At 71.6% G+C, this 26,771-nt stretch carries 24 protein-coding genes and 1 tRNA gene; 11 read left to right on the top strand and 14 right to left on the bottom strand.

The window, feature by feature from the left end; all coding sequences use genetic code 11:
• Nucleotides 1–5: 5 nt before the first annotated feature.
• Genes JIX55_RS19980 through JIX55_RS19970 form a run of 3 tightly spaced genes read right to left on the bottom strand, consistent with a single transcriptional unit; the run spans nt 6 to nt 2,817 of the window.
• Nucleotides 6–692, bottom strand: coding sequence for a response regulator (locus JIX55_RS19980; RefSeq protein ID WP_257564669.1), 687 nt, complete (start codon nt 690–692; stop codon nt 6–8).
• Nucleotides 656–1,777 carry a hypothetical protein gene (locus tag JIX55_RS19975; protein ID WP_257564668.1) on the bottom strand — a complete coding sequence of 374 codons (1,122 nt, stop codon included), beginning with the start codon at nt 1,775–1,777 and terminating at the stop codon, nt 656–658. The genes JIX55_RS19980 and JIX55_RS19975 overlap by 37 nt, the downstream gene beginning before the upstream one ends.
• Nucleotides 1,774–2,817, bottom strand: a complete 1,044-nt coding sequence (locus JIX55_RS19970) for a sensor histidine kinase (RefSeq protein ID WP_257564667.1) — start codon at nt 2,815–2,817, stop codon at nt 1,774–1,776. Before JIX55_RS19970 ends, JIX55_RS19975 begins: the two co-directional genes overlap by 4 nt.
• A 520-nt stretch (nt 2,818–3,337) precedes the next feature.
• On the opposite strand from JIX55_RS19970, the gene JIX55_RS19965 reads away from it, so the two are divergent.
• From JIX55_RS19965 to JIX55_RS19950, 4 genes are all read left to right on the top strand, one after another.
• Nucleotides 3,338–3,739 (top strand): hypothetical protein, encoded by a 402-nt coding sequence (locus JIX55_RS19965; RefSeq protein WP_257564666.1) that lies wholly within the window; start codon nt 3,338–3,340, stop codon nt 3,737–3,739.
• On the top strand, nt 3,739–4,197 hold the full coding sequence (locus JIX55_RS19960; RefSeq protein ID WP_257564665.1) for a hypothetical protein: 459 nt from the start codon (nt 3,739–3,741) through the stop codon (nt 4,195–4,197). Before JIX55_RS19965 ends, JIX55_RS19960 begins: the two co-directional genes overlap by 1 nt.
• 43 nt (nt 4,198–4,240) lie before the next feature.
• Nucleotides 4,241–4,708, top strand: coding sequence for a hypothetical protein (locus JIX55_RS19955; RefSeq protein WP_257564664.1), 468 nt, complete (start codon nt 4,241–4,243; stop codon nt 4,706–4,708).
• A 313-nt stretch (nt 4,709–5,021) separates the two neighbouring features.
• Nucleotides 5,022–6,464, top strand: a complete 1,443-nt coding sequence (locus JIX55_RS19950) for an NF041680 family putative transposase (protein ID WP_306820104.1) — start codon at nt 5,022–5,024, stop codon at nt 6,462–6,464.
• Nucleotides 6,465–6,775: 311 nt separating this feature from the next.
• Here JIX55_RS19950 and JIX55_RS19945 read toward each other — a convergent pair whose 3' ends face one another.
• On the bottom strand, nt 6,776–8,164 hold the full coding sequence (locus tag JIX55_RS19945; RefSeq protein ID WP_257569397.1) for an amidase: 1,389 nt from the start codon (nt 8,162–8,164) through the stop codon (nt 6,776–6,778).
• 28 nt (nt 8,165–8,192) lie between these two features.
• Nucleotides 8,193–9,152 (bottom strand): D-2-hydroxyacid dehydrogenase, encoded by a 960-nt coding sequence (locus tag JIX55_RS19940; RefSeq protein ID WP_257564663.1) that lies wholly within the window; start codon nt 9,150–9,152, stop codon nt 8,193–8,195.
• Nucleotides 9,153–9,402: 250 nt separating this feature from the next.
• Here JIX55_RS19940 and JIX55_RS19935 point away from each other — a divergent pair, with 250 nt between their 5' ends.
• From JIX55_RS19935 to JIX55_RS19925, 3 genes are all read left to right on the top strand, one after another.
• Nucleotides 9,403–10,212, top strand: coding sequence for a maleate cis-trans isomerase family protein (locus JIX55_RS19935; RefSeq protein ID WP_257564662.1), 810 nt, complete (start codon nt 9,403–9,405; stop codon nt 10,210–10,212).
• The gene (locus JIX55_RS19930; protein ID WP_257564661.1) at nt 10,209–10,940 is read left to right on the top strand and encodes a maleate cis-trans isomerase family protein; all 732 of its coding nucleotides are present in this window, start codon (nt 10,209–10,211) and stop codon (nt 10,938–10,940) included. The genes JIX55_RS19935 and JIX55_RS19930 overlap by 4 nt, the downstream gene beginning before the upstream one ends.
• 143 nt (nt 10,941–11,083) lie before the next feature.
• Complete coding sequence (locus JIX55_RS19925; protein ID WP_257564660.1) at nt 11,084–12,190, top strand: LLM class flavin-dependent oxidoreductase; 1,107 nt, start codon at nt 11,084–11,086, stop codon at nt 12,188–12,190.
• Here the strand turns inward: JIX55_RS19925 and JIX55_RS19920 are convergent.
• Nucleotides 12,181–14,040, bottom strand: coding sequence for a putative bifunctional diguanylate cyclase/phosphodiesterase (locus tag JIX55_RS19920; protein ID WP_257564659.1), 1,860 nt, complete (start codon nt 14,038–14,040; stop codon nt 12,181–12,183). The genes JIX55_RS19925 and JIX55_RS19920 overlap by 10 nt on opposite strands.
• 353 nt (nt 14,041–14,393) lie before the next feature.
• Between JIX55_RS19920 and JIX55_RS19915 the strand changes: the two genes are divergently transcribed.
• Nucleotides 14,394–15,830, top strand: coding sequence for a M6 family metalloprotease domain-containing protein (locus tag JIX55_RS19915; protein WP_257569396.1), 1,437 nt, complete (start codon nt 14,394–14,396; stop codon nt 15,828–15,830).
• A 74-nt stretch (nt 15,831–15,904) separates the two neighbouring features.
• On the opposite strand, the gene JIX55_RS19910 is transcribed toward JIX55_RS19915, so the two are convergent.
• The 7 genes from JIX55_RS19910 to JIX55_RS19880 form a co-directional block, all read right to left on the bottom strand.
• Nucleotides 15,905–15,978 (bottom strand) — tRNA-Lys (locus tag JIX55_RS19910).
• Nucleotides 15,969–16,610 carry a hypothetical protein gene (locus tag JIX55_RS19905; protein ID WP_257564658.1) on the bottom strand — a complete coding sequence of 214 codons (642 nt, stop codon included), beginning with the start codon at nt 16,608–16,610 and terminating at the stop codon, nt 15,969–15,971. The genes JIX55_RS19910 and JIX55_RS19905 overlap by 10 nt, the downstream gene beginning before the upstream one ends.
• Before the next feature lie 300 nt (nt 16,611–16,910).
• A complete protein-coding gene (locus JIX55_RS19900) occupies nt 16,911–17,273 on the bottom strand; it encodes a hypothetical protein (protein ID WP_257564657.1) in 363 nt (120 codons plus the stop codon).
• Between the two features lie 226 nt (nt 17,274–17,499).
• On the bottom strand, nt 17,500–18,843 hold the full coding sequence (locus tag JIX55_RS19895; RefSeq protein ID WP_257564656.1) for an AAA domain-containing protein: 1,344 nt from the start codon (nt 18,841–18,843) through the stop codon (nt 17,500–17,502).
• Entirely contained in the window at nt 18,840–20,453 is a 1,614-nt protein-coding gene (locus tag JIX55_RS19890) for a hypothetical protein (RefSeq protein WP_257564655.1), read from the bottom strand. Before JIX55_RS19890 ends, JIX55_RS19895 begins: the two co-directional genes overlap by 4 nt.
• Nucleotides 20,444–21,625, bottom strand: a complete 1,182-nt coding sequence (locus JIX55_RS19885) for a hypothetical protein (protein WP_257569395.1) — start codon at nt 21,623–21,625, stop codon at nt 20,444–20,446. The genes JIX55_RS19890 and JIX55_RS19885 overlap by 10 nt, the downstream gene beginning before the upstream one ends.
• Entirely contained in the window at nt 21,576–22,730 is a 1,155-nt protein-coding gene (locus JIX55_RS19880) for a phosphatase PAP2 family protein (protein WP_257564654.1), read from the bottom strand. Before JIX55_RS19880 ends, JIX55_RS19885 begins: the two co-directional genes overlap by 50 nt.
• A gap of 189 nt (nt 22,731–22,919) precedes the next feature.
• On the opposite strand from JIX55_RS19880, the gene JIX55_RS19875 reads away from it, so the two are divergent.
• Nucleotides 22,920–23,516 (top strand): histidine phosphatase family protein, encoded by a 597-nt coding sequence (locus JIX55_RS19875; protein WP_257564653.1) that lies wholly within the window; start codon nt 22,920–22,922, stop codon nt 23,514–23,516.
• Nucleotides 23,517–23,613: 97 nt separating this feature from the next.
• Here JIX55_RS19875 and JIX55_RS19870 read toward each other — a convergent pair whose 3' ends face one another.
• Complete coding sequence (locus JIX55_RS19870) at nt 23,614–25,125, bottom strand: hypothetical protein (protein ID WP_257564652.1); 1,512 nt, start codon at nt 25,123–25,125, stop codon at nt 23,614–23,616.
• A gap of 310 nt (nt 25,126–25,435) precedes the next feature.
• On the opposite strand from JIX55_RS19870, the gene JIX55_RS19865 reads away from it, so the two are divergent.
• Together JIX55_RS19865 and JIX55_RS19860 are read left to right on the top strand one after the other, a co-directional pair.
• The gene (locus JIX55_RS19865; protein ID WP_257564651.1) at nt 25,436–25,810 is read left to right on the top strand and encodes a hypothetical protein; all 375 of its coding nucleotides are present in this window, start codon (nt 25,436–25,438) and stop codon (nt 25,808–25,810) included.
• A gap of 59 nt (nt 25,811–25,869) precedes the next feature.
• The gene (locus JIX55_RS19860; protein WP_257564650.1) at nt 25,870–26,742 is read left to right on the top strand and encodes a spermidine synthase; all 873 of its coding nucleotides are present in this window, start codon (nt 25,870–25,872) and stop codon (nt 26,740–26,742) included.
• The last annotated feature ends 29 nt before the right edge of the window (nt 26,743–26,771 follow it).

The following is a 26,771-nucleotide window of genomic DNA, read 5'->3' as shown; positions in this document are numbered from 1 at the left end:
CGTGGTCAACCCACGCCGACCGCCGCCGACCCGTAGCCCGTGATGTCGTCGGGCTTCACCAAGCCGTCCTCGATCGCCCGGGCCAGCATGTCCGCCTTCGTCGGTGCGGACCTGCCGACCTGTGCGTACTTGACTCGCGCCCGACGGATGTAGACGTCGACAGTGTGAACCGATACACCCATGCGCCGGGCGACCGAGGCCTTCGACATGGACTGGAACCACCACAGCAGCGCGGTCCGTTCCTGCGAGGACAGCTTGGGCCTGTTCGCGCCGCGATCACCGACGAGGACGCCCGCAGCCGTCGGCGTGACGTACGGCCTGTCGCCCGCCGCCGCCAACACCGTGTTCACCAGGTGCGCCCGCCCCTCGTTCTTCGCGACGAACTCGCAGGCGCCGGCCTCCAGCGATTCGAGCACCACTCGCTGCTCGGTGAACTGCGAGAAGGCGATGACCCGTTGACCCGCCGCGGCCAGCGTGGCGATATCGCCGATGACGAGTCTGCCGTGCAGGTTCAGATCGAGAATGAGGACATCCGCGACGCCGGGCTCCACATCCGCGGTCTCGCCGGTGTACCCCACCGAGATCCGCGGCTCCTCGGACAGCCAGGTCTGGATGCCTTCGATGACGACAGGGTGATCGTCGATGATGGCGACGGTCAGGGGGCCGGTCGTACGGGCCATCGGGTTTCCCACCACAACTGGTCCTCCTCCTGGTCGTATGTGGAGGATACGGTGAGGGGGCCAGGCGATTCCACGAGCGTCTCCGGCGGGGCGTCGGCCACCACGCTCACCACAACTTCCTCGGGCGACGTCACCACGGTCACCCGGGCTCGGGTGGCGGCGGTGGCCAGGACCAGCAGGGCCCCTTCCGCCAGTTCCCGGCGGACGGACGCCGGCAGGTCGGGCAGGTCGCCGTAGCTCAGCACGGCCACGCGTACGCCGCGCCGCTCGGCGACATCGGCACAGGCCCGCAGTTCGTGCAGGAGCGGGTGCGGGGTGTCGTCCGTCTCCACGAACAGCCTCCGCAGGCGTGCCGCCTCCACGGCGGCGCGCTGACGTACGACGGTGTCCCCCGGGTCCAGTCGACGTTCCGCCAGACCACGCAGCAGCGGTTCCACTCTGATGCGCAGGTACTCGTAGCGGCGCCGGCGCTCGGCGTGCACGGCCTCGTCTGCGGTCGCACGGGCCAGGCGCTCCGCCTGCCCCGCAGCGATCTCGGTGGCTTCCCTCGCACCGTCGTTGAGCTGTCGTGCCAGATACGCGAAGGTCAACTGGATACCGGCGGTGACGTACACCGCGGCCAGCAGACGCGAGACGGTGACGCGGTCGAGCGCGCCGTCGGCTGCCAGGAAGCCCACCGTGACAGCCGTGTTGGCGCCGAGCAGGGTGATCAGCTCCCACAGCGGACGCTGCATCAGAAGCAGCATGCCGAACCAGCCCACGGTGTTCCACGCCCAGCTCACGTCGCTGATCGCCCCGCCCGGCGGGTACGCGGCGGCGGCGACGATGCCGGCGACCAGCGCCGCCCCCGCGAGCATCCGCGCGGTGCGCCCGCTGAGCGCGGAACGCAGCAGCAGGACGGAACCGGCCGTCTGGATGACCGTGAGGGCCAGCCAGGCGCCCGCGGCGGCGGCCTGCGGCTCGTACTCCGGCCAGCCCCTGAGCACCCGCAGGGTGTCCAGACCCAGGTGCCAGACGCCGACGATCGCCACCAGCCCGATATTGACAACCTTGGCGAAGCGGGTGGCGACCACGCCCTCGACGACGTCGGCGGTCACGGTTCCCACCTCAGCACGATCCGGGTGCCGGCGCCGGGGGACGATGCCGCCCGGGCGCTGCCGCCCACGGCACGCATCCGGCCGTAGACCGATTCCCGCAGGCCGCGCCGGTGAGAGGGAACAGCCGCAGGGTCGAAGCCGCGTCCGCTGTCGCGGACTTCGACGGCGACGCCCTCCCCGACGTGTCTTGCCGTGACGCGGGCGGCGCGGGTGTTCGCGTGCCGGGCCACGTTGGCCAGGGCCTCGGCGACCCCTTGCGAGACGGCTTCCACGACCTCGTGGGGCAGGTCCAGCGGCGGCACGTCGAACTCGATGTCCAGTGCCGGGAGGCCGACGCGGCGCGTCAGTACGACGGTGCGCAGCGCGACATCCAGCGGCGCGGGGTCGTGCGCCCCAGTGCGTGCCACACCGGGGTGTGCCCGCAGGTCTTCGATGACGGCCAAGTCGGCCGCGGCCCGTTCCGGCAGCGCGGCGGAGTCACGGGTGATGCTGCCGGTACCCACCATGGTGAGCGTGGCGAGCACGGTGTCGTGCAACAGCCGCTGCTGGTCCAGCTCGTCGGTGCGGGCGGCGGACCGGGCCCGCGCCGACGCACGCGCCGACGCCTCCTCGGACAGCGCGAGGTCCGCCCTGCGCGCTCCATGTCGCAGCAGGACCACGACAGCGGCGGCGAGCAGCCCCTGGAGCACCAGGACGACGGAGGCGTCTCGTACGCCGGCGCCCGCCGCGTGAGCCGCCGCGATGGCGATCGCGGCTCCCATCGCCAGGGGTTGCCGCAGCATGAACTGTGCGATGAAGACGCCGGTGCGGGCGACCATGTCGATCCATCCGGAGCCCGCACTCGCTTCCAGGACCTCGGCCGGGACAAGGTTGCCCTGCGCCAGGCAGAGCACGAGAACGACGGCGACATCACCGGCGTAGAGCCAGGGATGGGGTTCCGGCCTGAGCGTCAGAACGGTGAACAGACCGCTCCACAGCAGCAGTCCGACGACCGCGACGGCCACCCAGACCGAGCGGGCGGGCGGTGCGAAGCCGACCACGGCGACGAGAGTCGCTCCGACGGCACTGACTGCTCTCAGGACAGCGGACAGACGTGCGGACCTACGCAGGAGCTGAAGTTGAGCGGGCCCCTGCGTCAACACGCCGCCTCCACAAAGGAATTCACGTCTCCGCCACGAAAAGTTCGGAATTCGGCCGCGTTCTTCACAGCGTTTCCCCCGTATGCCGACGAGACCCGCCTCCCCACCTGGATCCTTCCCAACTTAGATCAACACGCGGGCGGCGCACCGGTGTTGTCACGTGTTTGCGTGACATGCCCTTCTGTGGCCCGCCCCGTAATCTTCGACACCGGGCGCCCGAAGGGGAATTCGGGCAATTGGCCCCAAAAATCGGAAGGTGGAGACTGAATTGACAAGAATCGGAAGAGGGCGCGCGAAGTCGACCGCGGCCGCCGGGGCTCTTCTGGCCGGCCTCCTCGGCGGTTTTCTCGCCGCGCCGTCCACGGCTGCGGCAGCCGGCTCGGGGGACGCGGGGACGTTTGGCAGGTGCGACAGGGTATGGGTGAAGAACGTCTACGGCTACAAGTCCACGTTCTTCGGCAGGGGCCCCGTCTACTCGGACGGGCCCGGCGGAAAGATGACCCTCACGAAGATCAAGGCAGGGGAGATGGGCACGTCGATCAGCGGCACGGTCGGGGTGAGCGTGAAGGCCGCTGTCGTCGAAGCGAAGGCGGAGGTCAGCACGGGCGTCCAGGCCAAGGCTACGTGGACTTCCAGCCACTCCTACGAGCGCGAGATCAGGAGGGGCAAGTACGGCAACGTGCAGTACGGGGTGAAGGGGCACACGGCCAAGGTGGAGAAGTACCTCACGCTCCCTGACTGCAGCAAGTCGCAACGGAAGACCGCGACCGTGAAGCTGGCGAACAAGAGGCAGGGTTTCCGGTACTGGGAGACCAACTCCTGATGCGGCGGACGGTGGCGCTTTTGGCAGCCGTAGCCTTCGTCTCCGCGGTCGCAGCCTGCACCGGTGGCGAGGAAACCCGGGGTTCCCGAACAGGCACCCCATCGCCCACGGTATCCAAGGCGCCACCGGCGCTGTCCGCGCCCGAACTGGAGATGGGGTTCACGGAGGTCCTGTCCCAAGGGGCGACGCGTGGCAGTGACGTATTCAGCGCAGTTCCGCTGCCAAAGGGCGTCACATTGATTGCGCTCGATTGCGTGGCTGATTCCGGATCGCCGAAGGTCGACGTCGTCGTCGAAACCGTAGCGACCTTCTCGACCGACTGTAAGAGCGGTGAAGTCAGCTACTACGCACACGAACTCAACCTCTCCACGAAACGCAAGGGGCAAGTCTCGATCGAGGCGCCGGACACTGTGCGGTGGACGATGAGCGTCCAGGTGCCCAAGCCCGATGGCACGTAAGAAGAACCAGAGATCTTCGATTGGCGCATCAGGAGGGGTTTTCATGAGGCTCAAGCGTGTGGGCCGGTTCGGCACCACCGGCGCGTTGGTCGCCGGGGCGCTTGGCGCGTCGATCGTCGTCACCCCGTCGTCGGCATCCGCGGAAAGCGCATGGGAGTGCTACGGCACCCAAGTCAAGCGCTGCGCCACCGTCTGGTGGGACGAGACCGCCGACACCTACCGAGCGCGGGCGAAGATCACCGATGTCGCCGGTGGCGGCAGCTACCAGGTCAAGGTCACCAACGTGAAGCTTCAGCGCTTCAGCATTGCCAGTGGCTGGGTGACGATGCGCACCGCGAAGGACGGCGACGGCTGGCATGGCACCGAGGACTTGGCCGGCACCAGCTCCGTCAACCCGTGTAACTGGCCACGGCAGACTTTCGGCGTGGTGGCGACCTTCAGTTGGAGGGGCACAGGCTCCGGCGAGAAGACCTGGCGTCCCAACAATTCATGGGGCTTTGCCTGCGACTGACCCGCCGAACGCGTCCGTCCCCCACCGACCGGTGCGGGGCGGACGCGAACCCGCCTGCGGGGCAGCCGCACCCGATCACATGTGGGCCGGAGCCACCGTTCCTTTGGGCTGAGCAGGGGTGAGCCTGTTCAGCCGCACGCCCCGAACGGTCTTGGGCGCTCCCCCACTGCCTTAAGCTTGTTCTTTTTCTTCCGGCTTCGAATGGTGTCTCGAACTGAGTCGCTCACCTGGGGGTTCGCCGGACGCGAGGGCGGCCTTCGTCTGATCCTGTGCTCCGACCAAGGTGCACGTGACCACGACGAAGGCCGTGAGGGTGAGTCTGCTGCCTGATGCTGTCCGGAGGGAAGCGTTCGCGGAAGCGTCACGCTTCCGGGGCGAGTTCTACGAGTGTCTGACCGCCCGGCGCGACGAGTTGTTCGAGCTGGCAGACGCGGTGCTGTGTGCGGACGGTGCTGTGAAGTCCCCGGTGGACTTGACGCTGTTGCCCGAGCATCGTCGTGGGCACGGAGCGATGTACGGCGGCCTGAACCACGGCCGGATCGACGTCGACCGGCTGCGGACGGTGCTGGCCGGCCTGCCGCTGCCGCGTTTCGATGGCGGGCGCCTGGTCCTGGCGGTCGACGTGTCGCCGTGGCTCCGCTCGGACGCCCCGTGCTCGGCAGAGCGCCTGTTCTGCCACGTCTACGGTCGCGCGAAGACTGCGTCGCAGTTCATCCCGGGCTGGCCCTACTCCTTCGTGGCCGTGCTGGAGCCGGGCGCCACGTCCTGGACCGCGATCCTGGACGCGGTCCGGCTCGGACCGACGGACGACGCGACGGCGATCACCGCCGCCCAGCTACGAGGTGTCGTCGAGCGGCTCATTGCCGCGGGCCAGTGGCAGGCCGGGAACCCGGCCATCGTGATCGTCAGCGACGCCGGCTACGACGTCACCCGCCTGGCCTGGGTCCTGCGCGATCTGCCGGTCGAGATGGTCGGCCGCGTCCGCTCCGACCGCGTGATGCGGCTGCCGAAGCCACCGAGGATGCACGGCGTCAACGGCCGGCCGCCCAAGCACGGTCCGGAGTTCCGCTTCACCAAGCCGGAGACCTGGCCCGAGCCCGCGATCACCACGGTCACTGACACCACCAACTACGGCAAGGCCGAGACCCAGGCATGGGACCGGGTCCACCCCCGACTCACTCACCGTTCCTCATGGCTTGACCATGATGGTGAACTTCCCCTGGTCGAGGGAACGTTGATGCGGTTGAAGGTCGAGCATCTGTCGAAGGACCGGGATGCCCCGCCGGTGTGGTTATGGTCCTCCAAGACCGGCGCCACACCGGACGACGTGGACCGCTTCTGGCAGGCATTTCTCCGCCGCTTCGACCTGGAGCACACCTTCCGCTTCGCGAAGCAGACCCTGGGCTGGACCACCCCGAAGCTCCGCACCCCCGAAGCCGCGGACCGCTGGACCTGGATCCTGATCGTCGCCCACACCCAGCTCCGGCTCACCCGGCCCCTCGCCGCGGACCTCCGCCGGCCCTGGGAGAAACCCACCGCCTCCGACCGGCTCACCCCGGCCCGGGTCCGCCGAGGGTTCAGGAACATCCGCGCTCACCTCGCCTGCCCGGCCCGTGTTCCCAAACCCCGAGGAGCCGGCCCCGGAAGGCCACCCGGTGCCAAGAACAAGCACCGGGCACCCCGCTACGACGTCGGCAAGACCGTCAAACGCCCCGAGACCCTCAAGGCCATCGGCAAGCCCGGAAGATCTTGGTAGATAAAAAACAAGTTAAGGGCGTGGGAGGTACCTCCAGGTCCCCGGCGTACTCAGCCCCGGGGCGGCGACACGGATCCTGTCCGTGGTCCGGGCCCGGGAGGCCGGTTCCCTGTGCGACCTGGCCATGTGGGTACAGCCAGAGGCGACGGAGAGGCCCCGAACCATCACTCCGGTGGAGCGGGGGCCCCGCACGCCGACGCCGTACCCGGCGGCCCAGATCGTGCGACCACCTAGACCGAACGGCCCAGAACATCGCAAGCCCGGAAGTCGACCATCACACGATCGAGCTAATACGACCTCGTTCGCGCTCCTCAACGAGCAGTTGCAAACCCCGCCTCATACAACGCATGCGCCACCCGCAGCACCAGGTCGTCCCGGTGCCGGGCCGCGACCACCTGAAGTCCCACCGGCAGCCCGTCCCCGTCCAGGCCCACGGGAACACTCGCCGCAGGCTGCTGCGTCAGGTTGAAGGGGTAGGTGAACGGCGTCCAGCCGGTCCAGCGCCGGTGCCCCGACCCTCGCGGCACCTCCACCCCCGCCTCGAACGCGGTCACCGGCAACGTGGGCGTGACCAGCACGTCGTACCGCTCATGGAACGCCCCCATCCGCCGCCCGAGATCCATCCGGACATCCACCGCGGCCAGATAGTCCAGCGCGGAGAGCCGCGCCCCGATCGCCCGGATCTCCCGCAACCCGGGATCCAGCACCTCCCGCTGATGCGGCCCGAGCCGCTGCGTCACCCGCGCCGCCCCGCTGAACCACAGCGTGTGGAACGCCTCGACGGGCTCGGAGAAATCGGGGTCGGCCTCGGTGACGTACGCCCCGAGCCCGGCGAGCCCCTCCACGGCCCGCCGCACGGCGAGGGCGACGCCGGGTTGTACGGCGACCTGCCCGCCCAGCGACGCGGAGTACGCGACCCGGAGCCCCCGCACCCCACCGGAGAGCGCGTCCACGAAGGACCCCGGCGCGGGTGCGAGCGCCGACCAGTCCCGCGCGTCGGGTCCGCCGATGACGTCCAGCAACAGCGCGGCATCCGCCGCGTCCCGGGTCAGCGGCCCCACATGGGCCAGCGTGCCGAAGGCACTCGCGGGATACAGCGGCACCCTCCCGTACGTCGGCTTCAGCCCGAACACCCCGCAGAAGGCGGCCGGGATACGGACGCTGCCACCCCCGTCCGTGCCCAGCGCCAGCGGCCCGGCCCCGAGCGCCACGGCCGCCGCCGCACCCCCGCTGGAACCCCCGGCCGTACGCGAGAGGTCGTACGGATTCCGCGTCACCCCGCTCAACGGTGAGTCGGTGACGCCCTTCCAGCCGAACTCGGGAGTCGTGGTCTTGCCGAGGAAGACGGCACCCTGCTCCCGCAGCCGGGCCACGGACGGCGCGTCCTCGTCCCAACTCCCCCGCGCTGAAATGGTCTTGGAGCCCTTCAGGGTCGGCCCGCCCCGCATCAGCAGGATGTCCTTCACCGTGACCGGCACCCCGTCCACCGCCCCGGCCGGTTCCCCGCGCCGCCAGCGCCCCTCCGACTCCCGGGCCTGCGCGAGCGCCGTCTCGGTGTCGATGCGCACGAAGGCGTTCACGTCCGGCTGCACCCGCTCGGCCCGCTCCAGAGCAGCGCGCGCCACGTCCACCGGGCTGAACTCAGCCTTGCGGTACCCCTCGACCAGTCGTACGGCGGACAGCTCCGTCAGTTGCGCCAGCTCCGACATCCGGCCCCTCCAGGGGAGTTCAGTGCCCGGGCACGTACCCGCGCTGCTTGTCGACCACGTTGGGCAGCGGCTTGCCCGCCTCCCACAGCCCGAACAACTCCACGAACTGGGCGCCGAGTTCGTCCCGCCACCCCACCGTGTCCCCGCTCATGTGGGGCGAGACAATCAGCCCGGGCACCTCCCACAGCGGGTCGTCCGGGCCCAGCGGCTCGCGCTCGAAGACATCCAGCGCCGCCCCCGCGATCCACCGCTTCCGCAGCGCCTCGACGAGCGCGTCCTCCACCACGAGCTGCCCGCGCCCCACATTGACGAACCGCGCGGACGGCTGCATGACCCCGAACCGCCGGGCGTCGAACATGCCGTACGTGGCCTCCGTCAGCGGCGCGGCCGCGATCACCCAGTCGGCGCGGGCCAGCAGCCGGTCGAGTTCCTCGGGACCGTGGACGCCGACGCGCGCGACCCGGCCGACCAGGGCCGTGTGGATGCCGAGGGCCTTCAGGCAGCGCGCGATCGCCCGCCCGATCGGCCCGGACCCCACCACGCAGGCCCGGCCGCCCGCCACCCGCAACGCCTCCCGGTGCCGCCACTCCCGCCGCCCCTGCAACTCCCAGGTGCGCGGCAGGTCCTTGGCCATGGCAAGGACGAGCGCAGCGACGTACTCGGCGATCGGTGCCTCGAACACCCCGCGCGCGTTCGTGACCACCGTCTCCTCGGCGGCGGCGAGTTCGGGGCACAGCAGATGGTCCACGCCCGCACTGGCCGTGTGCACCCAGCGCGGCCGCGGCCCGTCGCCCGGCCAGGCGTCCCGCACCGCGCGGGAGGCGAAGTCCCACACGAGCAGCACATCGGCGTACGGCAGCCGCTCGGCGAGCGTCGAGGCGTCGGCGTACTCGATCGTCGCCCGCCCGGTGAGCCGCCCGAGCCGGGGACGCGGCTCGGTGTCGAGGACGAGGAGGTTCGGTCGGTGCGACGATGTCATAGGCGTAAGCAACCAATCACAAGCGTAAGCAACCAATCACGAGCTGAAGCGGCTCCACTCACAAGCGGAAGCTGCTCCGCTCACAGGCCGAAGCGGCTCCACTCACAAGCGGAAGCTGCTGTACCGGCCCCGCGGGATGCGTGTGACATGCACTGATTGACCACGCTCGCACCCGAACCTACCTTCGTCAACACGGACTTGCGCACGGTCTGTCGTCCGCACATCTCTCTCCGTGAGGCCGGTGGCTGTCATGAACGTCTCCTTCCTCGGTGGACCCCGGCCGCAGCGCGGCGTCGGAGTCATCGCCCCGTTCGATTTCGCCCTCGACCGCGAGCTGTGGCGCTGGGTCCCGGACGACGTCTCCCTCCACCTCACCCGGACGCCGTACGTCCCGGTCGAGGTGAGCCTCGACCTGGCCCGGCTGGTCTCCGAGCACGAGACGCTCCACGAGGCGGTACGGGCCCTCAACGAGGTCGCGCCCGAGGTCGTGGCCTACGCCTGCACCAGCGGCAGCTTCGTCGGCGGGGTCGCGGGGGAGCGCGCGATGGGCGAGGCGATGACCCGCGCGGGCGCCGCGCACGCCGTCACCACCTCCGGCGCGATGCTGGCCGCACTGGCCGAGGTGAACGCGCGCCGCATCGCCCTGGTCACCCCGTACACCGTCTCGGTCACCCAGTCCCTGGAGGAGTACCTCGCCGAGGCGGGCATCAGTGTCACCGGCCGCGCCTCGCTCGGCCTGGTCCGGCACATCTGGAAGGTGCCGTACCACGATGTGGTCGCCATGGCCCACAGCGCGGTGCGCACGGCGACGCCGGACGCCCTCTTCATCTCCTGCACCAACCTCCCCACGTACGACGTCATCCCCCAGCTCGAAGCGGAACTGCGGATGCCCGTTCTCTCGGCCAACCAGGTGACGATATGGGCGGCACTGCGTCACCTGGGTACCCGGGCGGTGGGTCCGTACCAGGCTCTGCTCGACGAGTCGGCCAGGCAGACGTTCGGTGCGGGACCCGTTCCGCCACCGCCGGTACTGCCGGAAGAACAGGAAGGTTGGGCATGACCGCACTCGGTTTCCTCTACCCGGGCCACTCCGCCGAGGACGACTATCCGCGTATGGAGCAACTGCTGGGCAGCGACATCCGGTTGGACGTGGTGCACACCGACATCGGCGAGGACGCGCACCGGGTGGACGCGCTGCGCGAGATGGGCGCCCACGAACGGCTCGCCGCCGGCTGCGAGGCCCTCCGCCTGTCCGGCGCGGAGGCCGTCGTCTGGGCCTGCACCAGCGGCAGTTTCGTCTACGGCTACGAAGGCGCCCACGACCAGATCCGCACCCTCGCCCGCACCGCCGGCCTGCCCGCCTCGTCCACCTCCTTCGCCTTCGCCCACGCGGCCCGGGAGATCGGTGCCACCCGGGTCGCCGTGGCCGCGACCTATCCCGACGACGTGGCTCAGCTGTTCGTGGACTTCCTGGCGGCGGCGGGCGTGGAGGTCCTGTCCGTACGAGGCGCGGGCATCATCACGGCGGCGGAGGTCGGCACCTGGACCCTCGACGACACCCTCGCCCTGGCCCGATCCGCCGACCATCCGGACGCGGACGCGCTGCTGCTGCCGGACACGGCCCTCCACACCGCCTCCCACATCCCCACCCTGGAGAAGGAGCGGGGCAAACCGGTCCTCACCGCCAACCAGGTGAGCGTCTGGGAGGCCCTGAGGCTGGCAGACAGGAGGGTGAACGCTCCCGAGCTGGGGACCTTGTTCACACGAGAGCCGATCGTGCAGGTGTGACCACCGGCCCACACCCCGCGCCCCAAGGGGCGCGGGGGACCGCGCGACCAGCCACGGGCAATCCACAGCCCCGGGGAATAACCGGAGCCCCCCTCCTGTTACCGCACTCCGTACCCCACCGCCGCACCGCAGGAGGCCCCACCGTGACCACAGACGAGATACGAGGCGACGCGCAAGGCACCGCCCCTGTAGCCCTCTCCGTCCTCGATCTGGTCACCGTGGGCGCCGGTCGTACAGCCACAGACGCCCTTCGCACCAGCGTGGACCTCGCCCGCCAGGCCGAGCGCCGCGGATTCCACCGCTACTGGGTGGCGGAACACCACTCGATGCCCGGCGTCGCCTCGTCCTCCCCCGCGGTGATCCTCGCCCACCTGGCCGCTCACACCACCCGCATCCGCCTCGGCTCAGGCGGCGTGATGCTCCCCAACCACGCCCCCCTGGTCATCGCGGAGCAGTTCGGCACCCTCGAAGCCATGGCCCCCGGCCGCGTCGACCTCGGCCTCGGCCGAGCCCCCGGCACGGACGGCGCCACCGCCGCCGCCCTGCGCCGCTCGACCTCCCTCCACGAGGGCGCCGACGACTTCCCCGAGCAGCTCGCGGAGCTGACCCGCTTCCTGGACGACGACTTCCCCGACGGCCACCCCTACCGCCGTATCCACGCGGTTCCGGGCCCGATCCAGGCCACCTCACCCGGCGGCGTCCAGTCCCCGCACCGCCCCCCGATCTGGCTGCTCGGCTCCTCCGGCTTCAGCGCCCGCCTGGCCGGCTCCCTCGGCCTCCCCTTCGCCTTCGCGCACCACTTCTCCGCGCGGAACACGATCCCGGCCCTCGACCTGTACCGCGAGTCGTTCCGCCCCTCACCGGTCCTCGACGCCCCGTACGCGCTGATCGGCGTCTCGGCCCTCGCCGCGGACGAGGAGAAGGAGGCCCGCCGCCAGGTCAGGGCCGCCGCCCTGAACATGGTCCGCCTGCGCACCGGCCGCCCCGGCCTCGTCCCGACCCCGGAGGAGGCGGAGGCGTACGCCTTCAGCGTGGTCGAACAGGACTTCATCGACTCCTGGAACGCGGACGTCGTCCACGGCACCGTCGACGAGGTCCGCACCCGTCTCGACGACCTCCAGAAGCGCACCGGCGCCGACGAGCTGATGCTCACCACCCACGCCCACAGCGCGGACCTGCGCCTGCGCTCGTACGAACTGATCGCGGACGCGTACGACCTGCCGGGAGCCGGGGGCGTTCCTCAGGCCTGAGGGCAGGCCGCCGCCCCCAGCAGCTCCGCGATCCGTTCCGGTGACACCGCGCGGGAGTACAGCCACCCCTGCCCGGTGTCGCAGCCGAGCCGGCGCAGCCGGGAGGCCTGCGCGTCGGTCTCCACGCCCTCCGCCGTGACGGTGAGCCCGAGCCGATGGGCGAGCTGGACGAGGGCCTCGACGATGATCTCGTCGGCGGGGTTGGGCTGCCCGTCGTCCCCGGCCCCGCCCTCCTGCGGGCTCTCGTACTGGAACCCCCGTACGAAGGCCCCGTCGAGCTTCAGCACCGACACCGGCAGCCGACTGAGGTACGCGAGGTTGGAGTACCCGGTGCCGAAGTCGTCGATGGCGATGCGTACGCCCATGTCGCTGAGGGCCTTGAGGGCCTGGAGGGGGCGGCCGGCGGAGCCCATGAGCGCGGATTCGGTGAGCTCCAGCTGGAGCAGGTGCGGGGCGAGGCCGGTCTCCGCGAGGATCTCGGCGACGTCGGCGACCAGGTCGGAGTCCCACACCTGGCGGACGGCCACGTTCACACTGACGAAGATCGGCGGCCGGTCGGGGTGGTCGATCTGCCAGCGGCGGGCCTGCCGGCAGGCGGTGGCCAGAATCCATCGGCCGAGCTGGACGATCGAACCGTCCTCCTCGGCCAGTGAGATGAACCGATTCGGCGTCAACAGGCCGAACTGCGGGTGATGCCAGCGCACCAGCGCCTCGACCCCGCGCACCTCGCCCTCCGCCATGCCCACCAGCGGCTGGTACTCCAGGACGAACTCACCCCGCCCGACGGCAGCCCGCAGCGTCGAGGACAGGGCCTGGCGGGTCATCCGGTGGGCGTTGCGCTCGGGGTCGAACAGCGTCCAGCGGGACTTGCCGTCGGCTTTCGCCCAGTACAGCGTCGTGTCGGCGGCCTGCATCAGCCCGGTCGCCGTCGTGCTCGCCGACTGCCGTTCGACGACCCCGATCGAGGCGGAGACGGACAGCCGCTGACCGGCCAGCTCGAAGGGCGCCTGCAAGGCCTTCAGGACGGAGTCGGCCAGGTCGGCGAGTTGTTCCGTGCCGGTGGAGTCCTCGACGAGCAGCGCGAACTCGTCGCCGCCGAGCCTGGCCACCAGCGGTGCCCCGGCCGCCGAGCCGGCCGTCCGGTGAAGGGCGGCCTCGTCGGCACACCGGGTGAGCCGCTCGGCGACGGCCGTGAGGAGCCGGTCGCCGACGTTGTGGCCGAGGGTGTCGTTGACCGCCTTGAAGCCGTCCAGGTCCAGATAGACCAGGCCGATCCGGCCGGTGCCCGCCTCGTCGTAGGCGTCCCGATCGAGGGCGGTGGAGAGCTGTTCGAAGAAGAGGGTGCGGTTGGGGAGCCTGGTCACCGGGTCGTGCATCTGCAGATGGCGGAGCCGGGCCTGGAGCTGGCGGTTGGCGCTGATGTCGGCGACCGAGAGCAGCACCGCCTGCTCCTCCTCGGGCAGCGGCGCCACCGACACCTGGACCCACAACCAGGTCCCGTCGGGCTGTTTGAGACGGCGCGTACAGCGCAGCCGGGCCTGCCGTCCGCGCAGCACCTCGCGGTACGCGTGCCAGGTGCGGGTGTCCGAGGCCAGATCCACCAACTCGGCGGCCACCCGCCCCACCAGCGTGTCCGCGCCGACCGCGAGCAGTGTCCCCATCGCCCCGTTGGCGGTGACGACAAGCCCGTCCCGGTCGACGACGGCCATCGCGAGCGGCGCGACGGAGAAGGCGGCGGGGGTGGTGGGACTCTCCGCCGACGACTGATCTGACGCATTGACGTGACGCTCTGTAACCGCCGGCCGGACGAGATCTGCCGCGGGCGCCGGCCCTTGGGACGTTCCGCTCACCGTTCGCTCCCGCAGTGCACTCGTTTTCGTACGGATCTCATGTGTCTCGTCGGAGCGGCCGAACGAAGTACGTACGGGCGCTGAAGCCGTGTCCGTGCAGGAAAGTGTGCCGATCATAGAGGCTGGCCCCAGGGCCTTCTAGCCACTCTCCAGTCTCCCTGAACAACGACCTGATCTGACAGATCGTTTCTGCCCCGAGCTGAACGGCTTCCCCGCTCCGTCGATCGGTTGTGACGTTCCGTGATTGTCCGGGGTTTCGACCACCGGAGACCATGCGACTCCTCCTCGTCCTTCCCTCTCACTCTTCTGGTGTAGACAAACAGGGCGAAGTACTACAAATGCCGAAAACCTGGATGCGGTGTTCCCAAGATCCGCATCCGGAGGTCTCCGTGCAGCGTCCGCTCCCCTGGAAGGGACTCCTCGGCGACCGGGCGCCCAGTCTGCGCAGTACAGCGGCCATGCTCACCTCCCTGACCGCGCTCGCGGCGACCTCGCTGATCGCGGCCCCCTCGGTCGCCGTACCGCTGTCGGAGGCGTGCGCGCTGCGGCGCACCCAGGCCCACCACTCGGAGGGTCTCGACACCTGGAACTCCTCGTATCCACGCCCCACCCGCGACCTCGACGCCGTACTTGTCTTCTTGTCATTCCCTGACGCGGCCCCGCTCACCACTCCGGCCGAGCTGACCGCCGATCACTTTCCGGCCACCAGTGAATTCTTCGAACGTGCTTCGTACGGAAAGTTCGTTCTCCGTCCCCATCCGCGCCGCGAGTGGCTGGAGATGCCGCGGCCCTCGACGGCGTACGCCATACGGCGTGACTGGAACGCGGAGCACCGGGCCGCCTACCTCAAGGACGCGCTCGCGACGGCCGACCCGCGCGTCGACTTCTCCCGCTTCGACATCGTGTACTTCGTCGCCGACCCGCACGCGCCCGGCGTGGACTCGGACGCGACGAAAGTGGTCAACCTCGAAACCCCGCTGGAGGTCGACGGCACGGGCCTGCGCCGAGTCGTCACCGTGTTCGAGCGGCACCCGCCGGACCGTCTCGTCCTCGCCCACGAGACCGGTCATGTCTTCGACCTCCCCGACCTCTACCACCGCCCCTCCGACGGCAAGGGCGACTGGGACACCCATGTCGGCGACTGGGACCTCATGGGCAGCCAGTTCGCCCTCGCCCCGGACCTCTTCGCCTGGCACAAGTGGAAGCTCGGATGGCTGGAACCGCGCCAGGTGACGTGCGTACGGGGGACCGGGAGCACACGGTTGACGCTGGAGGCGGTGGGGGCGGGACCGAAGGGCAGGTACGAGGGGGAGAGCGGCGAGGTCGGGAAGGCGGGCGGCGGTGGGCGGCCCGCGGGCGGCGGTGACGGCGTCGGTGCCGGTTCAGAGGTCGGCTCCGGTGGCGGTGGCGCGGCCGGGGCGTGGGCCTTCGGCGTCGGCCGGGGTACGAAGCTGGCGGTCGTCCCCACCGGCCCCGACAGCGCCCTCGGCATCGAGGCGCGGGGCGCGGTCGGCAACGACGGCTCCGTCTGCACCCAGGGCGTCCTCGTCTACCGCATCCGCAGCGGCGCCGAGTCCGGCACCGGCCCCATCGAGGTCATCGACGCACACCCCCGCACCGAGGCCTGCTGGGAGGAGTCCGTCTACCCGCCCCTCGCGGACGCCCCGGTGGGCACGGGTGAGAGCTTCACGGTGCCGGGGGAGGCCGTCCGGGTGGTGGTGGAGGGGCGGACGGCGTCCGGGGCGTGGACGGTGCAGATCACGACGGGCGGCGGTGAACCGGTGGTGTGAGGTGTCGGACCGGCTGTTGGATGTCGGGGCACGAAAGAAGCCCCTCGCTTTCGCGAGGGGCTTCTTTCGTGTCGTGCGCCGCCAGGGACTCGAACCCCGGACCCGCTGATTAAGAGTCAGCTGCTCTAACCAACTGAGCTAGCGGCGCCTGCTGACGTCGTAGACCTTAGCACCCTGATCGGCGGGAGGAAAAATCGATACGCGCACGGTCGCGGAGGTGCTCGCACGGGCCGCCCGGACGGCCGCCCAGAGCAGTACGTCAGGTCCCGGAAGCCAAGGTCGCCGGGTGTCCGGCGCGACGAGCCAGCGGGATCCGAGCCGGGTGGTGCCGGGCGCCTCCGGCGTGCCGTCACCGGTGCTGAGCAGGGCCGGGACGGTCACGGTGTCACCGGTGCCGTGGCAGAGGAGCGGCGGGACGGCGCCGGTGCGGCCGGGCGAGCCCCACTCCTCCCACTCCAGGAGGGTGGGCAGCCGCTGGGCGGTGCCGGGGGAGGCGAACAGCAGCATCCGCCCGCGGTGCACGGCCACCGGTCCGGAGCCGGGCCCCTCGCCCCATATCCGGTCGAGCATCCGCCGCCCGAAGATCGCCGGCACGCTGACGACGTCGAACACGGTTCCGCACGGCAGTGCCACCGGCGTGGCCGGCCGCTCCTCCCGCAACGTCGACGCACCCCACGGATGTGGCCCTGCCGAGGCCAGCCAAGCCGCCCCCTCCATCGTGACCCCCGCGACATCGGCCCCGTCCTGCGGATACCTGCCCGACCCCACTCCACTGCTCATGCACCTAGATCTACCGCCCGTGACCGCCCGACCCCGAGCGGTTGCCGGAAACTGATACGAGAGATGGGTAAGTGGGGTATCTTGCCCACCCGGCATATGCCAAACGGCGTTTCGCGCCGAGTATCCCGGCCGCCCCAACCACAGGCAGCCATGCCGCCGACGCGGCTGCCGACCCTCCGGTCCTGGCTGCGGGAGTGGGGAAGGGTGGGCGCAGCGGCACCCTGTCAGCGCCGGCAAGCGCCTCCGACGCCGGCCGGCCCTGGCGCCGGATCACCTACAGCCCCGGTTGCAGCCCCCCGCTCAGATGGTCTCCGGCCCACTGACGTCCCGCCCCCGCAACAGATCCCGCCCGAACTCGACCATCTTCTTCGCATAGTCCTCGGTCCACTCGGCCCGCTCCGCGATATCCGCCGAGGTCAACCGATCGAACCGCCGAGGATCGGCGAGCTGGGCCGCCGCGATCGCCTGGAACTCCACGGCCCGGTCCGCCGCAGCCCGAAACGCCTGCGCCAACTCCGTCGCCCGCGACAGCAACGCCCGCGGATCGTCGATCGACTCCAGATCGAAGAAGTGCTCGGGATCGCCGGCCGCCTCCGCCGGCTCGAAGAGCAGGGGCGCGGGGCGTAGCCGCGGTTCGTGCCGACGCGGCGTGGGCTCCGCCATGTCTTCTCCTCCTCGTACGACGGTTCAGTGGGCCGGTTCCCGGGGGAGTCCCGGAAGGAGGGCCACCGTCCATTGTCTCGCGCCGACGCAAGTGGGCATCGCCCCCGCCTCACCACCCACACGCCGACCCCCACGCGCCGGCCCCCACAGACGACCTCCACAGACGACCTCCACACACCGAGGCCCCCAAGGCGCCGTCCCACCCGCACACCCCCAAGGCGACGCCCTAAGGCCGCCAAGTCACCCGATGCTCGCCCAGCTCCGCCAGCACTGAGTGATTCGCCTCCCAGCCGTCCGGGAACTTCACGGTCACCCCCAGCTGCACCGGCTCGGTCGACGGATGGTCGTCGAGCAGGTCGGTCACGCCCGCCCGGCACACCACGACGCACGCGTGCCGGTGCCGGGAGGCGAGGACGCACAGCCGCCCGGTCTCCAGGTGGAACGCCGTCGCGTCGGGGCGCCCGGACAGCGGGTGGAGGACGACCGTGACGTCGTACTCCCGCCCCTGAAGCCGGTTCGCCGTGTCCACGACCACATCCGCGACGCCCAGCTCGGCCAGCGCCGAGCGCACTGCGGCGGCCTGGTCCCGGTGGGCCGTGCCGACGGCGATCCGGTCGGCGGTCAGCGGCACGGGCTCCTCGGACCGCTCGGAGGTCGCCGCCCCACCCCGGTCGAGCAGCCGCCGTACGACCCGCGCGACGGCCCGTACCGCCTCGGGATCCGTACGGGGCGTGTGCCGGGCCGGCAGTTCCAGCAGCCCCCACCCCGACTCGGCCGCCTCGTCGATCACCCGGTCCGGGCCCGAGCCGTCCGACGGCACCGCGAAGGCCAGCCGCCGGTCACCATGCCCCGTGCCGCTGCGGAACGGCGTGAACGGATAGAACGCGTCGGAGACGAGAGGCGCGGCCGACGCCGGCAGCCGCCACGACACCGGCAGCCGGTGCTGCGGCAACTCGGGGTTGTGCGCCAGCAGCGTCGTCACCGCCGAGGCCGACGGGTCGTACGACAGCCCCGCCCACTGCTCGCTGCCCACGATCGCGAACGGATCCAGCTGCCCGGGATCACCCACGAACAGCGCTCGCTCGAACAGCCCCGCCACGGCCAGCAACGCGTCCGACCGCATCTGGTACGCCTCGTCGACGATCGCGTGCCGCCACGGCTCGACCCCCTTCACGTGCGCCCACTTCGCGGCCGTCGAGATCACGACATCGAGGCCCGCCAGATCGCCCGCCTTCGTCGACTTCCGCACGTTCGCCAGGCCGTCCAGCGCCTTGTCGTACGGGTCGCTGTCACTGCTGTGCAGCCGGCCGACCGGGAGGTCCGGGTCCTTCTCCGCGAGCCGGATCACCAGGTCGTCGACCTGCGCGTTCGTCTGCGCGATGATCATCAACGGGCGTCCGGCGGAAGCGAGTTCGAGCGCGGCGCGGACGACGAGCGTCGACTTCCCGGCGCCGGGCGGCGAGTCGACGACGACACCGCGCGCCTCGCCCCGCAGCGTGTCGCGCAGGATCGCGTCGGTGGCGCGACCGGCGGCCGCCCCGGCGTCGAGCACGGCCTCGGGGCTGGTCACAGGACATCCTCCTCGGTCACCGGGTCCGGCAGCGGTACGGCGTCGGGCTCACCCGGCGGCCCGCCGTGCGTCCACGGCGTCTCCTCGGGGTCCGGCAGCTTCGCCCCACCCCGCTGGTCGTGCTCGAAGAGGGTGAAGCAGAGCAGATCCCCCTTCTCGGGGACGGACCCGGCCTCCGGCTCCTTGCCGCGCCCCATCTTGTCCATGATCCGCAGGACCAGCAGCCCGCCGTCCTCAGCGCCGCCCCGGTCCTCCTCGAACCCCACGAACTCGGCCGTCTGCGGCTTCCCGCCCAGCGAGCGGTACACCTTCGCCCGCTCCCCGAGATGCGGCCGGTCCCGCGCCCATACGGTGACCAACGGCCGCGGACTGGGCCGCTTGCCCTCGCTGTACGCCATGACGACGTCCGTGACCTCACCGGCGAACGCCTCCCCGGCCAGCCGCCGCCCGGCCATGACGAGGGGGTCGTCCAGGGCCTCCTGGGCGTCGAGACGAGCCTGCTCCCGCTCGCGCGCGGCCAGCTTGTTCGCCGCGGTGACCGCGTCGTCCAGGCGGGGCTGCGGGGGCTCCCCGGCGACGATCCGGTCCCGGTGGGCGGTGAACGACCAGCGGTCGCGGGTCCACCGGTCGGCCGCGTGGGCGCCCTCCGGCAGGGCGCGCAGCAGGTCGAGGCCGTGCCAGATCGCGTCCCAGGTGGGCCGGGTGCGGCTCTCGACCAGGGCACGGATCTCCCGCTCGGCGGCGGTCAGCGCGCCCAACCGGTCGTCGGCCTCCAGGCCGTCCTCGGCGGCGGCCAGGGCGAGCCGCGCCCGGTCGTACCGCTCGATGGCCGGGGCCAGCAGCTTGTTGTCGAACGCCGGGTCGGTGGCGGGCCCGGCGGGCGGGCACAGCAACTGGCCCTCGGCGTCCCGCGCCAGCTCGGCCCGCCGCGCCGCCGCCTCGCCCGATTCCCCCTCCGGGGGGTCGATCCAGGCGAGGAGCGACCCCAGGTGCTGGTCCTCCACCCCGGACTGCCCGGTCGCCCAGTGCCGCGACAGCAGATCGGTCAGCGCGAGCAGCAGCGAGGAGCCCGGCACCCGCGCCCGCTCCCCGAAGTGCGTGAGCCACCGCCCGAGCAACGGCACCCGCGGCGGCGCAGGATGCGGCGCCTCCGGGTCCTGCTCGGCGGTACGCCTGAAACGCATCGACCGCCCGAGGAGCCGTACGAAGTCGGTGCCCGTCCGGCTCGGCACGATCAACTGCGGGGCGTCCGCGCACAGTTCGACCTCGACCTTGACCCGCTTGCCGGTCTCCGGGTCGGTCTCGTTCCGCTCGGCCGCCTCCACGACGTCGGCGTACGCGTCCAGATACGGCAGTACGACGTCCGCCAGCTCGGCCAGGAACGCGAACCGCAGATCACGGTCCCGGGGCTGAGGGACCACCAGCAGCCGGGGCGCGTCCCGGTCGGTGCCGACGAGCGCGCCGAGCGGGGCCCCGGCCTCACCGGCGGTGCTGAGCGGCACGAGGACGAGGGGGTGCGCGGACAGATGCCGGTGCAGGACCGTGGCGGCGGGCTGCGCGCGGCCCGTACTGACGGCTTCGAGGCGGGCGAGGGTGGCGATCAGTGACACGGAACCCCCTCCGGAGCCGAGCCGGGCAGGGTGGCGGCGGCTTCCCGGCGCTCGGCGGAGACTCCCAGGGCCTCCGCCCGCAACTCCGCCGCCCTGCGCAGTGCCGCCACCGCGGGGTCGTCCGGGTCACCGGCTCTGCCGTGGGCCGCCGCCAGGACGTCGTCGACCGTCGTGAGGCCGCCCAGCTCGGCCCGCGTGGCCCGGCCCAGGGACGTCACCGCGCCCTCGGTGCGGGCACGGGCCCGGCAGTGGAAGGCCAGCTCGCAGGCGGCGAGGCACTCGGGGGCGTAGGTGGCGGACAGTGCCTCGACGGCGGTCGTCAGCTGCTCCCGGGGGAGGTCCGGGGCGAAACAGGTGCCCTCGGGGAGGGCGCCGGCGATCTCCTCGATCCGGGTGAGGCGGGTCAACTGACGCCGTGTGACCGCCCGTTGCTTACGGACGTCCACGGCGGCGGCCGTCGGGAGGTTGGTGAAGTCCTTGGGGCAGACCAGCAGTACCCGGTGGTGGACCTCGGGCGGGGGATCGAGCCGGGCGGCGACCTCCTCCAGCGCGAGCACGTACACCGCGGACTGGCGGGCCGCCGCGCCCACCTTCGCCGGGTCCGCCGAACCGTCCAGCATCGGGAAGGACTTGATCTCCACGACCGACCAGGTGCCGTCCGGGTGCACCACCACCGCGTCCGGCTCCAGGAACGCGGGGGAGCCCGCCACGTCGAGCGCGAGCATGGGGTGGTCGAGCAGCGCCCAGCCGGCGGCGTCCGTGGCTTCGCGGAGCGCCAGCGCCGTTCGGGCGGCGCGGCCCTCGGGGCCGACGGCCGCGAGGTCGGGGACGGAGACCGGCGACGCGGCCGGTGGCTCGGCCCCGGGGTCCAGTCTCTCGTGCACCAGCCGCAGCAGCTCCGCGCCGCCGTCCGCCTTGACCCGGGCCTCGAAGGCGTTGCCCCGCATGAACGCGAACTGGGACTGGCCGAAGGCGGAGGGCGAGCCGAGCGCGTCCGCCAGCACCGCCTTGTTCACCCCAGCGCCGTCCAGCAGCGCACGGCGCTCGCAGCCCGGGTTGGCCGCGAGCGCGGCGAGGGCGCGGGCGTCCAGCGCCTTGGGTGGGACCTCGGGTCCGCGCAGGTCAGCGAGCCGTTGCCGGAGCGCCGTCCCCTGCTTCCGAGGGGGTGGCACCCGGCTCGGGTTCGGTGATCCGCTGCCGTGGAATTCGCTCACCCGGGGAAGTCTGGCACCCACCACTGACAATTGGGGAAACCGAGCCGGGAGAGGCGACCGCGACCGGAGTGACGGGCTCCTCGACGGGCTCCTCGACGGGCTCCTCGACGCGCCCCCGGTCCCGCCACTCACCGCGCCGCGGGCCGACGCCGTCCACCTGGTCACCGTGACCACCGTCGAACCGGTCTGCGACCTCGCCTCCGAACCGGTCTGCGACCTCGCCACCGAACCGGCCGTCGGCCACCGCCCCGAGTCCGAGCGAGACCCGGCACTGGTCCACGATCCGCAGCACCAGCGGCGTCAACAGCAGGCCCGCCCCCATCACGGCGGCGCCGGCCACCGCGTCGAGGAAGTAGTGGTTCGCGGTGCCCATCACCACGATCGTGGTGACCAGCGGGTACACGACGGCCGCGGTCCGTACGAGACGGGAGCCGCCGCCGAAGCGCCAGAGGATCACACCGCACCACAGCGCCCAGCCGACGTGCAGGCTCGGCATCGCGGCGTACTGGTTCGTCATGCCGCCCAGGCCCCGGGGCGCGCTGGCCTCACCGCCCCACCAGCCCCATGAGCTGTAGTGGGCCATGGTGTCGACGAAGCCGTACGACGGGTCGAGCAGGCGGGGCGGGCAGGTGGGGAGCAGGGTGAAGCCGATCAGGCCGATGAAGGTGGAGGTCATCAGCCAGGTGCGGGCCGCGCGGTAGCGCACCGTGCGGGACCTGAAGAGCCACACCAGGAGCACGGGCGTGACCAGGTAGTGCAGCGACGCGTACAAGAAGTCGGCGGGTATCCCGATCCAGGGCTCACGGGTGAACAGACGGTTCAGCGGATGCTCGGCGTTGAGCGACAGGGCCTTCTCGATCCGCAGGATCGCCAGGCCGTGGTCGACGGCGCTGGAGGTGTCGCCGCGGGCGAGCAGCCGGCCGGCCGAGTACGCCCCGTACACCAGCAGGATCAGCGGCAGCTCGGTCCACCAGCGGAGCCGGATGCTCGGTGTCGCCTCGGTAACCGGTGCGCCGGTCGCCCCCCTGATAACCGGTGCCTCGGTCGCCTCGGTCTGCGGCATCCCAACGTCCTCCCCCGTCTGCCTGCGTCGGTGTTCATCTGTGTTTCGTTCCGCTGTGGTCCTGGTGCAAGACGATGTCCAAGACGCTGGGATCGCCTCTCGGGTTGCCTCACGACAGCGTGAGCGATGATGGACTCATCCGCCTCTCATTTCTCCTTTCACCCAGAAGGCCCCTCGGAAAGGTCTCCCATGGCACCGCGCATCCTGTTGGCCCGGCACGGACAGACGGAATGGTCCCTGCTCGGGAAGCACACCGGCAGGACGGACATCCCCCTCCTCGAAGAGGGCCGACGCGGCGCCAAGCTCCTCGGCGAGCGCCTGCACCGGGCGCCCCTGGACGGGTTGCCCGATGTCGACGTCCGGACGAGTCCCCTCGCGCGTGCGCGTGAGACGTGCGAACTGGCCGGTTTCGGCGACCGGGCCACCGAGTGGGACCCGCTCATGGAGGTGGACTACGGGGCGTACGAGGGACTCACCCCCGCCGAGATCCAGGCTTTCAGGCCCGGCTGGCTCATGTGGCGCGACGGTGTCCCCGAAGGGGAGACCCTTCAGCAGCTCTCCGCGCGCGCGGACGAGGTGGTCGCGTGGGCACGGGGCGAGGACCGCGACGTGCTGGTCTTCGCCCACGGCCACATCCTGCGCTCCATAGCCGCCCGCTGGCTGGGCCTCGACCTCGACTTCGCCGCCCGCGTCCGCCTCAACCCGACGTCCCTGTCAGTGCTGGGCTGGGCCTACGGCGACCCGGCGATCGAATCCTGGAACGACACGGGCCACCTGACGGGCTAGTCGTTGTTTCCAGGGGACGGGAGCGGGAGGTGCCCCCATGAGCGGGAGGTGCCCCCATCGCCCCAGCGGCACGACTGCCCGCAGCTACGACGAGCCCCTATGCCGACCGGCCAACCCCCGCGTGCCGTTCCAGGAACGCCGACACGCCCGAAGCCCGCCGGTGTGGCAGCAGCACGCGCGCGGTGCCCGCGAGCATCTGCTGGACCCGGGAGGACTGGACCTCGTCGAGGAGGTCGAGGACCCGCATACCCGCCGCCGCGGCCTCGTCGGGCCGCCCCCCGCGCGCGAGATCGTCGGCGAGCTCGGCGGTGTAGAGCGCGATGTTGCGCGTGAAGTGCGGGTTCTGGAGCCCGGCGGCCCGGCGCGCGTGCCGGGCCGCCCGGGTCCAGTCGCCCAGCGTGGACCAGCACTGCGCCTCAAGGCCCTCCAGCTCGGCCTCCCCGTAGAAGCTCATCCACTCGGGGTCGGCCTCGGAGGTCCCCCGCCCGAACAGGGCATGCGCCCGGGCCAGCGCCTGCTCGCACCCGGTGCGGTCGGCGAGCCCCGCCCAGCCTCCCGCCTCCCGCAGCGCCAGCAGGGACATCAGCCGCGGTGATCCCAGCGGCCGGGCCACACGCTGCGCGGCCTGCGCCGCCCGTACCGCCTCGCGCGGCCGGCCCGCGTCCCGCGCGAGGAAGGCCGTGTTGCAGAACGCGTGTGCCTCCAGGCCCGGGTCCCCCGACATCCGGGCCGTGGCCAGCGCCTCCGCGTAGTGCGAGCGGGCGTCGTCGAACCGCCCCGAGTCATGGGCCAACCAGCCCACGGAGATGGCCAGTTCCCCCGCCCCCGCGTACAGCCGGTCCGCGGTGGTCTGCCGGGTGGTGCCCGCGTCGAGCAGCGCGTACGCCGCCCGCAGCGGCGCAGAGGCCCTGCGGTACAGCCCGTCCGCCCCGTGCCGGTCGTCGAGCAGCCGGATCTTGCGTACGGCCGCTTCGAGGGCGCCCGCCTCCCCCGTGCCCGCCCGGTGGACGGGACGGCCCGCGGCCGAGGACGTGCCGCCCAGGGCGAAGGGGCCGAGCGAGGCGGCCGCCACCGCGGCGGTACCTCCGGTCATGAATGCGCGACGTTGCACGTCGCTCTCCTCGTGGTTCTGGTACGCGTGCTGCGTGCCCCGCCGGCCGCGCACATAGCCCGTGCCGCCCCGCGGGTCCTGCATGTCGTACGTCTCTTGCGTGTCATACGGCTCGTACGCCCCTTCCGTCTCACCCCTCATTCCCTGTGAGGAGTGCGAGCGGCTCTTGTTGCGAGGGGAGGGCGCGTCGTCGGCGGGGCGCGCCCCCCGACCGCGTACCTCCGCGCGGGGCGCGAACCCCAGGTCGGTCAGCGTCCGGCCGGGGAACATATGCAGGAACACCCGTTCGTACGCGTAGTTGGGGCAGCGGATCTCGCCTGCCTCCACCCGTCCGACGTACCGCGCGTCACAGCACACCCGCTCGCCGATCTCCCGCGCGGCCCGTCGTACCGCGGCGGCGAACTCGCCGGGCGAACGCTGCCCGCGCAGCTGTCGGAAGGCGAGGTTCGGCCGCTGTGGACGGGGGAACTGGGACGAGGTCACCGATGACGACGCCATGGCCGGGCCCTCTCTCGCGAACCGTCGAACCATGCCGGATCCAGTCGGACTTGTGTGCGTGCTGCACGGTTGGTTCCGCTGTGTCCGGCGGGGCAAGAACGTACCCGCCCCGTCGGTGCCCCCACGCGAGGTTTGGCTACAAACCGGATATCTCATCCTGGATCTGCCATGAACTGCCATCCTTTGCGGCTTGGTTTCGCCGTAGCCGTTGACGGAGTGGCGCGTTGGGCAACGTGGACCGGGAGCCGCCCGAACTCCCGCGGCCACTCGCTGGAGCTGGAGGAGGGGCTTGTAGGTGTTGGAGGCCCGGATGAAGAACGTCGAACCGCGTTCCGAGTGTGACCTGGTGACCGTGCCCGCGCGGCAGGGGCTGGAGGCGGTCGACATCCTCCGCCGCGGTGCCGTCGACGCGGTGGGGCCCGTCATGACGGTCGGTCCCGTCCTGCATGACGACACGTGCGACACCCTTGGGTTTCTTGTCCCGCCCGGTACGGCTGACGCGTGGGACGTGCCGGGGAGCACGTGCACGCAGAGCGATGGGCGGGGGGCCGTGCTGGCGCCCGCGGACGGTGCGGACTGGCTGCTGCCGCCCGGCGAGGCGGACCTCGCGACCGATCCGACGGTGCTTCGGGCCGCGCTGGACGAGGCGGCGCGGTTGATCGAGGCCGCGGACAACTGCCGGTGACGCAGGGGCGCTCCCGGCGCCCGGCGCGCACCGGGCCCTCCGCCCCCGATAATGGGTGAATGGGCAGGTCGAAGAAGGGGCAGGGGCGGCGGGGGCAAGGGGCCGACGCCGTGGTCGAGGCGGTCGACGGGGGGCTTGCCGAACTGCTTCCGGATCGGGATCGTGCGCGGGCTTGGACGTTGCTCGTCGACGGGGCGCCGCAGTCGCATGTCGATCTCGATGATCCGGCGTATCTCTCCTTCGAGTACCAGCGTCGGCTCGGGCATGTCATCGATCTCGCCGCCCCGGCCGGGCGGCCCGTACACGCCGTGCACCTCGGCGGGGGTGCCTTCACCCTCGCCCGGTATGTGGCCGCCACGCGGCCCCGGTCCACCCAGCAGGTCGTCGAACGGGACGCCGCGCTCGTCCAACTGGTCCGGCGGGAGCTGCCGTTGGACCCGAACGCGCGGATACGGGTGCGGTCGACGGACGCCCGCGAAGGGCTCGCGAAGGTGCCGGACGGGTGGGCGGACCTGGTGATCGCGGATGTGTTCAGCGCGGCACGCACCCCGGCGCATCTGACGTCGACGGAATTCCTCACCGACGTACGGCGGGTGGTGAAGCCCGGCGGGTTCTACGCCGCCAACCTCGCCGACGGCCCGCCGCTCGCCCATCTGCGCGGTCAGATCGCCACCGCGGCCGTCGTCTTCCCGGAGCTGGCGCTGGTCGCCGACCCCACCGTGCTGCGGGGCAAACGATTCGGCAACGCGGTGCTCGTCGCCTCCGACCAGCCGCTGCCCGTCGCCGAACTGACCCGCCGCGCCGCCTCCGACCCGCACCCCGGCCGCGTCGAACACGGCAGGGCGCTCACCGACTTCACGGGTGGCGCGGTGCCGGTGACGGACGCGGGGGCGGTGGCCTCGCCCGCGCCGCCGTCGTCGGCGTTCCGCTGAGGCCACCGGTCCTCGGAAGTACCGGACCT

The sequence above is a fragment of the Streptomyces sp. DSM 40750 genome (genome assembly GCF_024612035.1).
GTDB lineage: Bacteria > Actinomycetota > Actinomycetes > Streptomycetales > Streptomycetaceae > Streptomyces.
The sequence above is the reverse complement of the archived record's forward strand: the minus strand, read 5'-3'. Positions and strand labels throughout refer to the sequence as shown.

Coding starts and splice junctions, on each gene's coding strand:
- JIX55_RS19860 (WP_257564650.1), top strand. CDS start 25,870: ATGGGCAGGTCGAAGAAGGGGCAGGGGCGGCGGGGGCAAGGGGCCGAC.
- JIX55_RS19870 (WP_257564652.1), bottom strand. CDS start 25,125: ATGGCGTCGTCATCGGTGACCTCGTCCCAGTTCCCCCGTCCACAGCGG.
- JIX55_RS19900 (WP_257564657.1), bottom strand. CDS start 17,273: ATGGCGGAGCCCACGCCGCGTCGGCACGAACCGCGGCTACGCCCCGCG.
- JIX55_RS19865 (WP_257564651.1), top strand. CDS start 25,436: ATGAAGAACGTCGAACCGCGTTCCGAGTGTGACCTGGTGACCGTGCCC.
- JIX55_RS19880 (WP_257564654.1), bottom strand. CDS start 22,730: ATGCCGCAGACCGAGGCGACCGAGGCACCGGTTATCAGGGGGGCGACC.
- JIX55_RS19905 (WP_257564658.1), bottom strand. CDS start 16,610: ATGAGCAGTGGAGTGGGGTCGGGCAGGTATCCGCAGGACGGGGCCGAT.
- JIX55_RS19930 (WP_257564661.1), top strand. CDS start 10,209: ATGACCGCACTCGGTTTCCTCTACCCGGGCCACTCCGCCGAGGACGAC.
- JIX55_RS19915 (WP_257569396.1), top strand. CDS start 14,394: ATGCGGTGTTCCCAAGATCCGCATCCGGAGGTCTCCGTGCAGCGTCCG.
- JIX55_RS19875 (WP_257564653.1), top strand. CDS start 22,920: ATGGCACCGCGCATCCTGTTGGCCCGGCACGGACAGACGGAATGGTCC.
- JIX55_RS19960 (WP_257564665.1), top strand. CDS start 3,739: ATGCGGCGGACGGTGGCGCTTTTGGCAGCCGTAGCCTTCGTCTCCGCG.
- JIX55_RS19935 (WP_257564662.1), top strand. CDS start 9,403: ATGAACGTCTCCTTCCTCGGTGGACCCCGGCCGCAGCGCGGCGTCGGA.
- JIX55_RS19940 (WP_257564663.1), bottom strand. CDS start 9,152: ATGACATCGTCGCACCGACCGAACCTCCTCGTCCTCGACACCGAGCCG.
- JIX55_RS19955 (WP_257564664.1), top strand. CDS start 4,241: ATGAGGCTCAAGCGTGTGGGCCGGTTCGGCACCACCGGCGCGTTGGTC.